Genomic DNA, 14,719 nt, shown 5'->3' with positions numbered 1-14,719 from the left:
AGAGAGATGCATATCGACTACCATACCCATCATGAGCGCTGCGGACATGCTGTAGGGAAGCTGGAGGAGTATGTGCAGCGCGGGATAGAGCTGGGGCTGCAGCAGCTGGGGCTGTCAGATCATCTGCCGCTGATTCATGTAAATCCGGACAGCTATTACCCTGAAATGGCTATGCCTCTGGCCGAGCTCCCGCGGTACGTCGAAGAATGCCTGACGCTGAAGGAGCGGTACCGCGGAGTCATTGATCTGAAGGTCGGGCTGGAAGCGGATTATATTGAAGGCTATGAAGAGCAGATCCGCGAGCTTTTGTCACCCTATCCGTGGGATTATCTGATCGGTTCTGTGCACTTCCTCGGGGAGTGGGATATTACCGATCACCGCCAGACGGCGGGCTGGGAGGGCAAGAATATAATGGATGTGTACCGCCGTTATTATGATGCGGTGCAGAAGTCGGCGTTATCGGGATTATATGATATTATAGGACATATGGATGTAATTAAACGGTTCGGTTACGGCCCGCAGAGCAAGGAAGAGCAGGCGGAAGCCAGAGAACTGGAGTCCAGCACGCTGCAGGTGATAGCCTCAAGCGGCACAGCCATGGAGCTCAATGCTTCCGGCTTGACCAAGCCCTGCGCTGAAATGTTCCCGTCGGAGCATATATTGCAGCAGGCGTATAGGCTGGGCATTCCGCTTACACTCGGCTCTGACGCCCACGACCCGGACAAGCTGGGTGACGGCCTGCAGGAAGCCCGCAGTCTGCTGTGGGATACCGGCTTCCGCGAGCTGGCGGTGTTTGAAGGCCGGCACCGTTCAACCGTTTCGTTCAAACTATAAACTTTAATCCCCAGGAGGGTACTATGCAGCATCATCAATTGCGTATTTTTTCCGGTTCGTCAAATCCGAAGCTGGCTGCGGACATTGCGGAGCGTCTTGGTGCACCCCTCAGCCCGATTAAGCTGACCCGCTTCAAGAGCGGCGAGATTTATGTGCATTATGAAGAGAGCATCCGGAACTGTGACGTATTTTTGGTGCAATCCCTCGCCCATCCTATTAACGAACTGTTCGTAGAGCTGCTTGTCATGATTGATGCCGCCAAGCGTGCCTCGGCAAGAACAGTAAATATTATCGTTCCTTACTACGGCTATGCCCGGCAGGAGCGTAAATCTGCACCGCGTGAGCCAATCTCTGCCAAAATGGTTGCCGATGTGCTGACCACCGCAGGCGCAACCCGGGTTATCACTATTGACTTGCATGCTGCAGCCATTCAGGGCTTCTTCAACATTCCGGTCGATCATCTGACTGCACTGGATCTGATCAGCGGCTATCTCAAGGTTAAGAATATATCGAATCCTGTAGTGGTGTCGCCGGATGCAGGACGTGCCTCGATGGCCGAGAAGCTGGCCAGCCGGCTGGATTCGCCGTTTGCCATTATGATTAAGAAGCGCCCTGCGCATAATGAGTCGGTTATTACACATGTAATAGGAGATGTTGAGGGCAGAACACCGATCATCATCGAGGATCTCATTGATACCGGCACAACCATCGTAAATGTGGTAGAGGGGCTGAAGGAGCGGGGGGCCGGCAACAGTATTGTCTGCGCGACACACGGCTTATTCTCCGGTGATGCCCTGACACGCATGGATCATGACAATATCGATGAGATCGTTGTCACTGATTCGATTGCGCTGCCTGATGACCATTCCACACGTTACAAGGTGCTGTCTGTTGCACCGATGCTGGCTGAAGCCACACGCATTATTATTGAGGGCGGATCTATTGATAAATTATTCAGAGACGCGGGGATCTAATTCCCGCGTTTTTTGCTGCGGCAGGGGCATATAGCACGCTTCATCTATTTTCCTGGGGTGCCACCTTCCCTTAGCTTGAGAATCCCCCGCCCACTTGTGTTATACTGTGTGAAGCAGCTACGTCCAGAAATGGAAACGATAGAATGCTTTAGATAGGAGCCCGTAGTGCCTTAGTGGTGCTGTTCTCCTATTTTTGCGTGAGGATAAGGAAGCTTACAAAGGGAGGTGCCTTGCTTCCATGATTGAGAAAACTTCAGATGAGGCGGAGCTGAGTAATGTTATTCCGGTGACTCTGGATGCCAATTTTTTCTTTGAAAGAGCCGTTCGGTCGCTGGACCGCTTTCAATATGATAAGGCATTAAAGAATTTTAGCAAAGCCGTTGAATATGAGCCGGAGAATCCGGTAAACCACTGCAACATGGCGGGTATATTATCGGAGATGGGTAATTATGAAGCATCCAACGATATTCTGACCCATGTGCTGGAAAAGATCGACCCGGCGATGACAGAATGTCACTTCTATATGGCTAACAATTATGCCAATATGGAGAGCTTCGAGGAGGCCGAGCGATCGCTGATGACCTATCTGGAGCAGGATGCGGCAGGTGATTACCTGGCTGAGTCTGAGGAGCTGATGGAGCTGCTGCAGTATGAGCTGGACCGTCCGGCTCCGCTGATCCGGATCCGCAGCCGCGAAGGGGTTGTGGAGCATGACCGGGCCCGGGCGCTGCTGGAGGAAGGCAAGTTTCCGCAGGCAGTAGAATTACTGGAGGAGATCGTCAAGATTACTCCGGATTTCCTGGCAGCCCATAACAATCTGGCACTGGCCTATTTCTACATGGGCCGTTTTGCAAGAGCGAAGGAATGTCTGGGTGAGGTGCTGCAGCAGGACCCGGGCAATCTGCATGCCCTCTGCAACATGGCTATCTTCCTGCAGTATGCCGGTGACCGTGAACAACTGGATACGCTGCTTGAGAGACTTACGGCAACAGTTCCCTTCCATAAAGAGCATGTGTTCAAAATGGCTACCACCATGGGCATTCTGGGACGGCACAAGACGGCTTACGGCCATTTTCGCCGCCTGCTCAAGGACGAAGAGGTTGGTGCCGACGCGAGCCTGTATCATTATTGCGCTGCCGCCGCCAGCAACAGCGGATTATACAGCGAGGCCTTGCGCTGCTGGCGGCAAGCTGCCAAGCTTGACCCTGCATCGCCAGTACCAGCCTTCTTCCTGGCCCAGCTGCAGCAGGCGCTGGCAGAGGATAAGGCGATGTCGCCGGTCAGCTATAATTATCAGCTGCCATTTCAGGAACAGCTTAAGCAGTGGAAGAACAATGCCAGCAGCTTCACCGCTGAAGTTAGGAGCAATCCGCTGCTGCGGGCCTCATTCTTCTGGGCGCTGCGCTACGGCGATTCCGGGACCAGAATGCAGGTGACTGAGGCGCTCCGCTGGATTGAGGACGAGGAAATGTCCGAGGTGCTGGGCGAACTGCTGAAGCAGGAGCCCCTCCAGGAGGAGAAGCTGCAGGAAGCGGCGCTGATCAGCCTGCAGCGTCTGATCGGAAGCAGCCTGAAGGAACATCCTGCCCAGGCAGAGGAACAGGAAATGGCGCAGGCGGACCTGTCTTCTTCCACTGAGAAGATATAGCCCCGGCCAGGTAATATAAGCAAGCAGGTATAAATGAAGCAGGATTCTGCATCCTTATATTGTTTACCCGAAACAGCGGCAGAGCTTTTGAAGCCCCTCCGCTGTTTCTTTCTTATAAATCATTACCTACTCGTAAGGAGGCCATAGTGATGTACAAAACGATTGTAATCGGAACAGGCCCGGCAGGGCTGACTGCCGCTATTTATCTAGCCCGCGCCAATCTCAGCCCGCTCGTAATAGAAGGCTTGCAGCCGGGCGGACAACTGACAACGACGACAGAAGTGGAGAACTTTCCGGGCTTTCCTGAAGGGATACTCGGACCTGATCTGATGGAGAATATGCGCAAGCAGGCTGAACGCTTCGGTGCACAGTTCAAGAACGGCTGGGTGGAGTCGGTTGATTTCTCTCAGCGTCCGTTCAGGGTGAAGGTAGATGGACTGGGCGAGCTTGAAGCAGAATCGGTCATTATTTCAACCGGCGCTTCCGCGCGTTATCTGGGAATTCCGGGCGAGCAGGAGAATGTGGGGCGCGGGGTAAGCACATGCGCGACCTGTGACGGATTCTTTTTCCGCGGCAAAAAGATTATTGTTGTCGGCGGCGGCGACTCCGCCATGGAGGAAGCCAGCTTCTTAACAAGGTTTGCTTCCAGTGTAACGCTGGTGCACCGCCGTGAAGAGCTGCGGGCCTCCAAAATTATGCAGGACCGGGCACGTGAGAACAGTAAAGTGACGTGGGCGCTTAACCGCACACCGCTGGCTGTGACCGTCGGGGAGACAGGAGTTAAAGGCTTGACTGTGCGCAATAACGAGACTGGCCTGGAAGAGCTGGTTGAGGCAGACGGTGTCTTCGTGGCAATCGGACATACCCCTAACACAGGGTTCCTGGGCGGCCAGATTACGACTGATGCTAACGGGTACATTGTAGTGAATCCGGGTACAACGGAGACAAACATCCCGGGTGTATTCGCCTGCGGCGATGTCCAGGATACCCGTTACCGGCAGGCTATTTCTGCAGCCGGAACAGGATGTATGGCGGCTATGGATGCTGAGAAGTACCTTGAAGGCACAATGGTACATGACTGGAGCGAAAGCCTCGATAAGTGAGGTGAAATACCAGAATTGAAAGGGTTCTAAGGGTTAACCGGTAATTCCGCTGCTGCGGGGTGCCGGTTTTTTTGTGTGCCTGCACCGGCGGCTTATCCCGGATTGTAACTTAAGCAGGGGCAAAGCCGGGAGACCGTTCAATTATTTAAAAAATAAAATAGATAGCAGCTGTAACTTAGTGATTGCAATCACAATATACGGTTATTTCCTATGCTAAGCTGATGTTGAGAAGAGTTCTCAATAAGTCGTCGAAGGAATGGTGTTCATGAGCAAGGTGCTTAGAATGGATGAGTCCATATTCGAGCTGGTGAGCCGGCATCCCGAGGTAACCGGCATTATGGTGGAGCTGGGGTTTCAGGATATTGCAAAGCCGGGGATGCTGCAGACCGCAGGCCGGTTCATGACCCTGTCCAAAGGCATTAAATTAAAGAAAATGGATCCGGAAGCCGTGCGTCAGACCTTTATCCGCCATGGCTTCGAGATTGTTGAATAGAAGCATTATCTATATAAAGGAGAGATCACAATGAGCGAATTAATTAACAACCGTGAAGTAGACGTACCGGAACAGACCCGCCGCCAGGCCATGCTTAAAGAGATAATCAAGGAGCTGCATGCCGGTAAAAGTGTGGATGAAGTAAAAGCGAGGTTCGCAGAAGCGGTAGGCGATGTTACGGTTGCAGAGATTTCGGCAATGGAGCACTCCCTGATGACCGAGGAGGGTATTCCTGTATCAGAGGTCCAGCGCCTGTGTTCAGTGCATACAGCCATTTTCAAAGGCTCAATCGAGCAGATTCACCGTTCCTCAAAGCCGGAGGAGCAGCCGGGCCATCCTGTGCACACTTTTAAGCTGGAGAACCGCGAAATTGAGAAGCTGGTTAACTTCCGCCTGGAGCTGCACGCGGGTAAATTTCAGAAAAATGACAGTGAGGAGATTATCTTCAAGCTGCTGGAGGATCTGAGCCTGCTGCTTGATCTTGACAAGCACTACAGCCGCAAAGAAAATCTGCTGTTCCCTTACCTGGAGAAGTACGGCATCTACGGTCCGACCAAGGTAATGTGGGGTGTCGATGACGGCATCCGCGCAATGATTAAGGGAGCCAAGGCGGCACTGAGCTCTTACAGCGGCAACAAGGAAGAGATTGGCGAGCAGCTGGCGAACATTATCCAGGAAGTTAATGAGATGATCTTTAAAGAAGAAAATATTCTGCTGCCGATGGCGCTCGACAAGCTTACTGAGGATGAGTGGGTCAAAATCGCCCGCGAAAGCGACGAGATCGGCTTCTGCCTGGCTGCTCCGGAGCAGGAGTGGATTCCTGAACGCGCAGCTGAACCGGAAGGAGCTTCAGTCTCAGCCGAAGAACAGCAGGCCGGCGAGAGCCCGCAGGGCTTTATCCGCTTCGAGACAGGTCTATTGTCTCTGCATCAGCTGGAAACTCTGATGAACCATCTGCCGGTGGACCTTACCTTCATTGACGAGAATGACGTTGTCCGTTATTTCTCCCATGGCAAGGAACGGATCTTTGCCCGGACCAAGGCGGTTATCGGCCGTACCGTTCAGAACTGCCATCCGCCGCAAAGTGTGCATGTAGTTGAGAAGCTGCTGGAGGACTTCAAGGCAGGACGCAAGGATGCCGAGGATTTCTGGATCAATATCAAGGATAAGTTCATTTACATCCGTTACTTCGCAGTCCGTGATGAGACAGGCCGTTACATGGGAACGCTGGAATTCACCCAGAATATTGCCCCGATCCGTGCGCTGGAAGGCCAGAAACGGATTTTGTCGGAATAGAGCTGACTTCAATAGGGTGCGGGCGCTGAGCCCGTGCCTTTTTGTGTAGAACCTGATCAAAAGCAGCATTAGTGTACAAGTTATCGAATAAAATGATAACGCATACACCGTTATCGGGTGTGAAAAACGGATTCGCAAGTCTCTGAAGGAAGAGGCCGGTTTTTCCCCGGTTAAATCCGGGCTGATACGGGAACCCGGGTGTGCCGCCTTTCCTTGACCGCAGGAGAGGCTTCTATTATAGTGGGTACGTAGGATTAACTATTTTAGCATAGAAAAAGGTGGCTTGTTACATGTCTGAACATATCTACGTTGGTGTGGATTTAGGTGGTACCACGATTAAAGTTGGAATCTGCAATGCCGAAGGGACCCTGCTTCACACATTTGAAGGGCCTACGGGGACTGCGGACGGCGTCGATACCGTCATCGACAACATCGAGAAATACGTTCGCCAGATTGTGGAGGAGTCTCCGTATTCCTGGGAACAGCTTGCCGGTGTAGGAGCAGGCCTGGCCGGATTTACAAACATTCGTGAAGGAATCATCATTCTTGCGCCTAACATAGGGTTCAGAGATGTGCCGATCCGTTCCATTCTGGAAGGACGCCTTAACAAGCCTGTCAAAATAGACAATGACGCTAATGTAGCTGCACTGGGTGAAGCCTGGAGCGGCGCAGGCCGCGGCATTGAAAACTGTGTCTGCTATACGCTGGGAACCGGTGTGGGCGGCGGCATCATCATTAACGGCAAGGTATATCAGGGCTTCGCCGGTCTGGCCGGAGAGCTGGGCCATATCTCGGTTGTGCCTGATCTGGAAGCCATTCAGTGCGGCTGCGGCAATATGGGCTGCCTGGAGACTGTATCCTCTGCTACGGGCATTATCCGTATGGCTAACGACGCTGTATCACGTGGAGACCGTACTTCACTCTCCACTGTGGAGAAGATTGCGGCGAAGGAAGTTTTTGATGCTGCAAAAGCCGGCGATGAGGTAGCACTGCGTATCGTTAACCGCGCGGCATTCTACTTAGGCAAATCGATGGCTGCAGTCGCTGCCGTGCTGAACCCGGAAGTATTCATTGTCGGCGGCGGCGTCTCCAAAGCGGGCGATATCCTGTTTGATGAAGTCCGCCGTGTATTTGCCAAGCTGGCTCCTGAGCCGCTGCAGAAAGGTGTTACTATTGTGCCTGCAGAGCTTGGCAACGATGCCGGTATTATCGGGGCAGCAGGTCTTCTGCTGCGTTCTTAAAAGACTGGAATTATTCATATACTATTCATAGGGAGGGAACGCTCTCATGACCGAATTGGAGCACTCCGAAACGGGCGGCGCCACCCTGATTATTATTACAGGCATGTCAGGCGCAGGAAAAACGATTGCTGTACAAAGCCTGGAGGACCTTGGATTCTTCTGCGTCGATAATCTGCCGCCGGTGCTGATTCCGAAGTTCGCCGAGCTGATTGAGCAGTCCAAGGGAAAGATCGCCAAAGTAGCACTCGTGATTGACCTGCGGGGGCGGGAGTTTTTCACAGCTTTGTCCGAATCGCTGACTTATATCAAAAACGAGTCAACGATCGGCTGCGAAATTCTGTTCCTTGACGCTACAGACTCTGTGCTGGTGCAGCGCTACAAGGAGAGCCGCCGCCATCATCCGCTGGCTCCCAAAGGGATGCCGCTGGATGGCATCCGGCTGGAGCGCCAGATGCTGGAGGAGCTGAAGAACTCAGCTACCCTGTGTCTGGATACGAGCAGTATGAAGCCGGTTCAGCTGAAGGAGAAGATTGTTTCAAGATTTTCACACCTTGGAAAGAGTACACTCTCCGTTAATATTACTTCATTTGGATTCAAGTATGGTATTCCGATTGACGCAGACCTCGTGTTTGATGTCCGCTTTCTGCCTAATCCGCATTATGTGGATCAACTGCGGCCAAAGACCGGCCAAGACAGCGATGTATATGACTATGTAATGAAATGGCCCGAAACGCAGGTGTTTCTGACTAAGCTGCTGGATATGCTCCATTTCCTGATTCCCCAGTACCGTAAAGAAGGTAAATCCCAGATTATCATCGGCATCGGCTGTACCGGCGGCAAACACCGCTCAGTAGCGATATCAGAGTATCTGGGCAAAATGCTGGGAGTCAGCGAGACGGAGACGGTAGCGGTCAGCCATCGGGATTCTGAGCGTGACCGGCATTAACGAGAGAAGGGATCAAAGTGTCCGAAGAACAAGAGAAGCGTCCGCGTATCGTCGTTATGGGCGGCGGTACAGGGCTTTCTGTTATGCTTCGCGGTTTGAAGGAAAAACCGCTTGATATTACAGCAATCGTAACAGTAGCGGATGACGGGGGCAGCTCCGGCATTTTGCGCAGTGAGCTGCAGATGCCCCCTCCCGGTGATATCCGAAACGTGCTGACGTCTATGGCTGATGTTGAGCCGCTGATGGCGCAGATTATGAAATACCGCTTCAGCACGGGAGAAGGGCTTGCGGGACATAGTCTCGGCAACCTGATCCTTGCGGCGCTAACCGACATCTCTGGTGACTTCGTCACTGCTGTACGCGAGCTGAGCCGGCTGTTCGCCGTCCGCGGGCGGGTATTGCCTGCTGCCGGAGAAGCGGTTGTGCTGCATGCCGAGATGGCTGACGGAACTATTGTGACAGGCGAGTCTAAGATTCCCGAGGCCGGCGGCCGGATCAAACGGGTGTTTTTGGAGCCTTCTGATGTGGAACCGCTGCCTGAGGCACTGGATGCGATCCGCAGTGCCGATGCCATACTATGCGGACCGGGCAGCCTGTACACCAGTATCCTGCCCAATCTGCTGGTGCCTAAGCTGGCAGAAGCTGTTGTAGAGTCGGATGCGATCAAAATTTTTGTCTGCAATGTCATGACTCAGCCGGGCGAGACGGATAACTATACCGTCAGCGATCATCTTCAAGCCGTGTATGATCATATCGGCCAGCATTTGTTCGATTATGTTATAGTCAACGACGGAGAGATCCCGGAGCAGGTTCAGGTCAAATATGCCGAGAAGGGCGCACGTCCCGTACTGCTTGACCGGGAGGCGCTTGACGGCAACGGGTATAAGGTCATTGCTGATAAACTGGTGCTGTTCAAGACTTATCTGAGGCATGATACAGATAAGCTAAGCCATCATATTTACCAGCTGGTTAAGGATTGGATTTCCAGATAATTAAGCTTCAATGAACATGAAAGAGGTGAGCCCCTTGTCTTTTGCGGCCCTTACGAAGAAAGAGCTGACGATGGTGGAGAGCCCGCCCTGCTGTGAGAAGGCGGAGATGTCAGCGCTGATCCGGATGAACGGTTCTGTGCAGCTTTCGAGCAAAAAGGTGGTCTTAGACATCTCGACGGAGAACGCCGCGATTGCAAGGCGGGTATATTCTTTGCTTAAGAAATATTACCAGGTCCATATCGAGCTGCTCGTGCGTAAAAAAATGCGTTTGAAGAAGAATAACGTCTATATTGTCCGCATCCCCAACCGGGTGCAGGAGATCCTGAAGGATCTGCATATTGTATCCGAGGGCTTCATCTTTAATGACGGAATAGACGAGGAGATCGTCGGGAAAAATTGCTGTAAACGGGCCTATCTCCGGGGGGCATTTATGGCCGGAGGGTCGGTAAATAATCCAGAAGGCTCGTCCTATCATTTGGAAATCGCTTCCATGTATGAGGAGCACTGCAAGGCGCTGGTGGAGCTGGCTGGTGAATTTCACCTGAACGCCCGCTGCATAGAGCGCAAAAAAGGCTTCATCCTATACATTAAGGAAGGCGAGAAAATTATCGAGTTCCTGAGTCTGATCGGGGCGCACCAGGCGCTGTTCAAATTTGAGGATGTGCGGATCATGCGCGACATGCGCAACTCCGTCAACCGCATCGTCAACTGTGAAACCGCGAACCTGAACAAAACGATCGGCGCAGCGGTACGGCAGATTGAGAATATTAAGCTGCTGCAGCGCGAGGTAGGGCTGGAAAGTCTTCCGGATAAGCTGCGCGAGGTCGCAGAAATCAGGCTGGCGCATCCGGATATCAACCTGAAGGAAGTCGGAGAGATGCTGAAGGGGAGCGTCAGTAAATCAGGAGTAAACCACCGTTTGCGCAAAATTGATGAGCTGGCGGAGAAGGTCCGCGGCGGCTAATTATTTTTTTTCTAGTGTGGATGCGGTTATAATGATATAATATTATAAAATTAATGTGAAATTTTTGGGCAGATCTCAAATAGGGGGTAAGCGTTTCATGACAAAGCACCCGGTAGTTGTTCGGTTGAAGACAGGGCTCCACGCTCGGCCGGCAGCATTGTTCGTGCAGGAAGCCAACAAGTTTTCGTCGGAGATTTTCGTGGAAAAAGACGATAAAAAAGTTAACGCTAAAAGCATCATGGGCATTATGAGCCTGGCGATTAGTTCCGGCACGGAGATTTATATCAGCGCGGACGGCGCGGATGCGGATCAGGCTGTAACCGCTTTGACAAGTCTTGTAAGCAAGGAAGAGCTGGAGAACCAGTAACAGTTGTCCATGCCTAACCTTAATGCATGATAAAAAGCCCTTCGGGGCTTTTTTTAATTTGCTACAAATTTTCTTTTAATTGCGGACTGTCAGATGCAACTTTTGCCAATGAGGCCCGTCTAGAGGGTACCAAACAAATAAAGGATCTGAAAGGGGAAGTTAAGCATGAAGAAATGGGGCAAATCAGTTGGAGCGGTATTGCTGGCAGGAAGTTTAATTGTTGGAGGAATGGGGCTGAGCAGTGTGTTTAAGGGTCCTGAGAAGGCTTACGCGGCTGAAGAAATCACCCGTAATATTGTCAGCGTATCAGGTAAAGGCGAGCTGTCGATCAAGCCGGACATCGTCTATCTGTCGATTGGTGCCAATTCATCCGCTGAAACAGCGCAGGATGCGCAGAAGGCCAATGCAGCTAAGATTGCCAAGGTAACGGCACAGCTCAAAACAACATGGGGAATTGCTGACAAGGACATTCAGACCACCCAGTTCAACGTTCAACCTAACTACACGTACACCGAGAAGGATGGACAACAGGTTAAAGGCTACATCGCACAGCACACGCTGCAGGTAGCTTACCGTGATCTGACCAAGGTCGGCGCACTGCTGGATGCGGCTTCAGCTGCTGGCGCAAATAACATCGGCAACGCACAGTTTGCGATTGAAGATCCTTCCGCCTTTGAAGCACAGGTTATCGAGAAGGCTATGGCTAATGCGGATGTAAAGGCCGCAGCTATTGCCAAAGCGGCAAAACGCAGCCTGGGCCAGGTCGTTACTGTAACCCAGAATGAAGACGGCAACAACCCTGTATACTATATGGAAAATGCGGCAATGAGCAAGGCTTCTGCAGACACTGCCGGAGGCACATCGGTTGAGCCGGGCCAGGTTAAGGTTACTACCCAGCTTAGCGTAGTGTACGAATTGAAATAGGAAACGGAATAAAGAGACCCTGCTTCTGCCTTCAACGGCGCGGCGGGGTCTTTTTATAGCTAATCAGCTGCTGAAGGATAGAAATTCTCTCATTTTGTTTAAGGAATTGTAATAAGACCCTTTAAATTTGCTGTAAATGCTTAAAAAACTGTAAGGGAAATTGTAACAACCGCGGTGGCGGGGCTCTTTATAATAAGGAGAGTGAGCCGGGGACAGCGGGCTTTCCAGGTCTTGGATTCAAACATCAAGTCAATCATCGTACCAGCGGAAGGGGAAACGGTTATGAACATTATATTTAAGGAACAGATCCGTAAATGGGGAACAGGAATGATGGCGGCGGGATTGCTGCTCGGAGGCGGATTGCTGCCTGCAGAAGCTGCTCATGCTGCACCGGCTGCAGCACAGGCCAAGGCCCTCCAGTCTTCAGTTGTGCTGAAATGGAACGGAGTCATTACGCCGCAGGCCGGTATCTACAGCGGAGGAAAAGTATGGGTGCCTGTCAGCTTTCTGCGGGATAGCCTGAAAATGCCGGTCACCTATGATCAGACTGAAAAAACTTACTCAATCGGCAAAGGTAACACATTAACTAAGCTGATGGTTTCCGATTACAGCACCGCTATTTCTGTGAATAATTATTTTCTCGGAGATTATGAAGCGAAAAATATAAATAACCGGTTATACATCCCGTTTGATCTGATGACCGATTATCTCGGCTATCAGGGGGACTGGAGCGCTTCTACCGGCCGCCTGAACATAATGAAGCAGAAGCAGAACGCCATTTCGATTAATACCGAGAGCTTCATCAAGGAGTCCGAGGATGCTCCGATCAGGCTGGATTACCCGCAGGTGAGCGGGCTGGCTAATGCAGATGCGCAGAAAAAGATCAACGCTATGATCAAGCAGCAGATTCTTAGCTATGCGGAGGACGCCCAAAAGCAGATTGCCAACAAATCAGAGGAAGACCGGCCCTATGAATTCGAGGGAGGTTATGTTGTTACATATAACAAGGACGGCGTACTGAGTCTCGTCACTGAGCAGTACGGCTATACAGGAGGGGCCCATGGCATGACCTTCCGCAATGCCTTTACCTTCTCGCTCAAGGACGGCAAACGGCTGCTGATCGGTGACCTGCTGAAGGCTAATCCGAATTATAAAAAAGAGCTGAATGCCAAGCTGGCCAAGCAGATCAAGGCGGAGGGCGGTTATCTGGGCGGATTCACCGGATTGAACTCGGAGAAATACTTCTACCTGAAGGAGGGCAAGCTTGTTGTGTTCTTCCAGCTGTATGAGTATACCGCCTACGCTTCCGGCTTCCCGCAGTTTACCTTTACGTTCAAGGAACTGCTGCCTGATGGAAGCAGCCCGTTCGCAACGCTGAAGTAAGGCAGAGACCATATGTGAATGAAGCCGAAAGAGCCCTGGTGTCCCGTAAGGGAACCGGGGCTTTTTGCCCTTATTTGACGCCTGCAGCGCATATTAGGACGTCCTGCCGTTACGCGGCGCCCTTCCTGTTCATAAGCTGTAGAAAGGTAACACTCAGCAGGAGGGGGGAGAATAGGATGAGCTATCAGTACACGGCAATCGGGGATTCGCTGACGACAGGCTTCGGAGCGCTGCCGGGGAATGGCTTTGTGCCGGTATACCGCAGAATGGCGGAGGCCCGGCTGCGGACTTCCGTCCGCCTGGCGAATCTCGGCGTAAACGGCCTGACCACGGACGGGCTGGAGCAGCGGCTGAAGGGTGACTATACCTTTCGCCTGGCTGTGCAGGAAGCAGATCTGATAACGATATCAATTGGCGGAAATGATCTGATTAAGGCAGCCAAGGCGGCCGGAACCCGCCCCGGTGATCTGTCTCCGCTGCTGCAGAAGGCGCTTCGCGGCTGCAAACGCAATATCAGCGATATTATGGGTACGCTGGGGCAGCTCAAGGCGGGTATGAATAAGCCCTATATTATCCGGATTGTCGGATTGTATAATCCGTATCCGCAAATAGATGAGGCAACGGACTGGGTCCGGCAGTTTAACCGGTATACCTCCGGCTACAGCAGCCGGGTCTGCGGGTTTGCCTCCATCTATAATGAATTTGCCGGCAATGAGCGCGGCTTATTATTTCTTGATCATATTCATCCTAACAGCAGAGGCTACCGGGTTATAGCCGGCAAGCTGGATGGTCTGGGGTATGGACGGCTGGGTTAAAGGCTAAACAGGTAGAAGTGAATATATCTGAACAAAAAAAGGCTGCCGGGACCCTCAAGGGTTCCGGCAGCCTTCTGTGCTGTTATGCAGTTACACGCCAGCTGGCAGTGTCTTCTCGATAACTTTATCAACGATACCGTATTCAGCCGCATCAGCAGCACTCATGAAGTAATCGCGGTCAGTATCCTTCTCGATCTTCTCCAGCGGCTGGCCGGTACGTTCGGAAAGGATACGGTTCAGCTTGTCGCGCAGCTTCAGGATCCGGCGGGCGCGGATTTCGATGTCCGTTGCCTGTCCCTGAGCGCCGCCCAGCGGCTGGTGAATCATAATTTCGCTGTTCGGCAGCGCGAAGCGCTTGCCCTTCGCACCGGCGTTCAGCAGGAACGCTCCCATGGAAGCAGCCATACCCACACAGATCGTGGATACATCCGGTTTGATGTATTGCATTGTATCAAAGATAGCCATACCGGCTGTGATCGAACCGCCCGGGCTGTTGATGTACAGGTGAATGTCTTTGTCCGGGTCTTCGGCAGCCAGGAACAGCATTTGTGCGATGATGGAATTGGCTACCACGTCATTAACATCCGTTCCAAGGAAAATAATGCGGTCCTTCAGCAGGCGGGAATAGATATCATAAGCGCGTTCGCCGCGGTTGCTCTGTTCTACTACCATAGGAATATAACTCACGTGTAAAACCTCCTTGAATGTGTTCTTCGAATGTGTTCATTTTTACTGTTAC

15 protein-coding genes are annotated in these 14,719 nt (G+C 52.1%); 14 read left to right on the top strand and 1 reads right to left on the bottom strand.

Translation table 11 applies throughout. The annotated features are described in order from the left end of the window. Positions 1-6: 6 nt before the first annotated feature. From hisJ to BN3772_RS24170, 14 genes are all read left to right on the top strand, one after another. The gene (gene hisJ, locus BN3772_RS24235) at positions 7-834 is read left to right on the top strand and encodes a histidinol-phosphatase HisJ (protein WP_042202881.1); all 828 of its coding nucleotides are present in this window, start codon (positions 7-9) and stop codon (positions 832-834) included. A 23-nt stretch (positions 835-857) separates the two neighbouring features. Next, a complete protein-coding gene (locus tag BN3772_RS24230) occupies positions 858-1,808 on the top strand; it encodes a ribose-phosphate diphosphokinase (RefSeq protein ID WP_039869041.1) in 951 nt (316 codons plus the stop codon). A 238-nt stretch (positions 1,809-2,046) separates the two neighbouring features. Continuing rightward, the gene (locus tag BN3772_RS24225) at positions 2,047-3,456 is read left to right on the top strand and encodes a tetratricopeptide repeat protein (protein WP_244444827.1); all 1,410 of its coding nucleotides are present in this window, start codon (positions 2,047-2,049) and stop codon (positions 3,454-3,456) included. Positions 3,457-3,605: 149 nt separating this feature from the next. Then, positions 3,606-4,559, top strand: a complete 954-nt coding sequence (gene trxB, locus BN3772_RS24220) for a thioredoxin-disulfide reductase (protein WP_042202880.1) — start codon at positions 3,606-3,608, stop codon at positions 4,557-4,559. A 265-nt stretch (positions 4,560-4,824) separates the two neighbouring features. Then, the gene (locus BN3772_RS24215) at positions 4,825-5,052 is read left to right on the top strand and encodes a DUF1858 domain-containing protein (protein WP_042202879.1); all 228 of its coding nucleotides are present in this window, start codon (positions 4,825-4,827) and stop codon (positions 5,050-5,052) included. A 30-nt stretch (positions 5,053-5,082) separates the two neighbouring features. Next, positions 5,083-6,348 (top strand): DUF438 domain-containing protein, encoded by a 1,266-nt coding sequence (locus BN3772_RS24210; protein ID WP_042202878.1) that lies wholly within the window; start codon positions 5,083-5,085, stop codon positions 6,346-6,348. Between the two features lie 290 nt (positions 6,349-6,638). Further along, complete coding sequence (locus BN3772_RS24205) at positions 6,639-7,589, top strand: ROK family glucokinase (protein ID WP_042172018.1); 951 nt, start codon at positions 6,639-6,641, stop codon at positions 7,587-7,589. A 46-nt stretch (positions 7,590-7,635) separates the two neighbouring features. After that, positions 7,636-8,535, top strand: a complete 900-nt coding sequence (gene rapZ / locus BN3772_RS24200; protein WP_042172020.1) for an RNase adapter RapZ — start codon at positions 7,636-7,638, stop codon at positions 8,533-8,535. Positions 8,536-8,591: 56 nt separating this feature from the next. Then, on the top strand, positions 8,592-9,527 hold the full coding sequence (locus BN3772_RS24195; protein ID WP_209443701.1) for a gluconeogenesis factor YvcK family protein: 936 nt from the start codon (positions 8,592-8,594) through the stop codon (positions 9,525-9,527). Between the two features lie 34 nt (positions 9,528-9,561). Further along, the gene (gene whiA, locus BN3772_RS24190) at positions 9,562-10,491 is read left to right on the top strand and encodes a DNA-binding protein WhiA (protein WP_042172023.1); all 930 of its coding nucleotides are present in this window, start codon (positions 9,562-9,564) and stop codon (positions 10,489-10,491) included. A 97-nt stretch (positions 10,492-10,588) separates the two neighbouring features. Beyond that, positions 10,589-10,858, top strand: coding sequence for an HPr family phosphocarrier protein (locus tag BN3772_RS24185; RefSeq protein WP_019914358.1), 270 nt, complete (start codon positions 10,589-10,591; stop codon positions 10,856-10,858). Positions 10,859-11,023: 165 nt separating this feature from the next. After that, complete coding sequence (locus tag BN3772_RS24180; RefSeq protein WP_042202875.1) at positions 11,024-11,782, top strand: SIMPL domain-containing protein; 759 nt, start codon at positions 11,024-11,026, stop codon at positions 11,780-11,782. A gap of 282 nt (positions 11,783-12,064) precedes the next feature. Next, positions 12,065-13,165, top strand: a complete 1,101-nt coding sequence (locus BN3772_RS24175) for a PdaC/SigV domain-containing protein (RefSeq protein WP_042202899.1) — start codon at positions 12,065-12,067, stop codon at positions 13,163-13,165. A 176-nt stretch (positions 13,166-13,341) separates the two neighbouring features. Further along, positions 13,342-13,980 carry a GDSL-type esterase/lipase family protein gene (locus tag BN3772_RS24170; protein ID WP_042202873.1) on the top strand — a complete coding sequence of 213 codons (639 nt, stop codon included), beginning with the start codon at positions 13,342-13,344 and terminating at the stop codon, positions 13,978-13,980. A gap of 90 nt (positions 13,981-14,070) precedes the next feature. On the opposite strand, the gene clpP is transcribed toward BN3772_RS24170, so the two are convergent. After that, on the bottom strand, positions 14,071-14,667 hold the full coding sequence (gene clpP, locus BN3772_RS24165) for an ATP-dependent Clp endopeptidase proteolytic subunit ClpP (protein WP_042172029.1): 597 nt from the start codon (positions 14,665-14,667) through the stop codon (positions 14,071-14,073). Positions 14,668-14,719 lie beyond the last annotated feature (52 nt).

It is taken from the genome of Paenibacillus camerounensis, from assembly GCF_000723885.1.
GTDB lineage: Bacteria > Bacillota > Bacilli > Paenibacillales > Paenibacillaceae > Paenibacillus_AQ > Paenibacillus_AQ camerounensis.
Note: the sequence above shows the minus strand (reverse complement) of the source record. Positions and strands in the feature narration are given on the sequence as shown.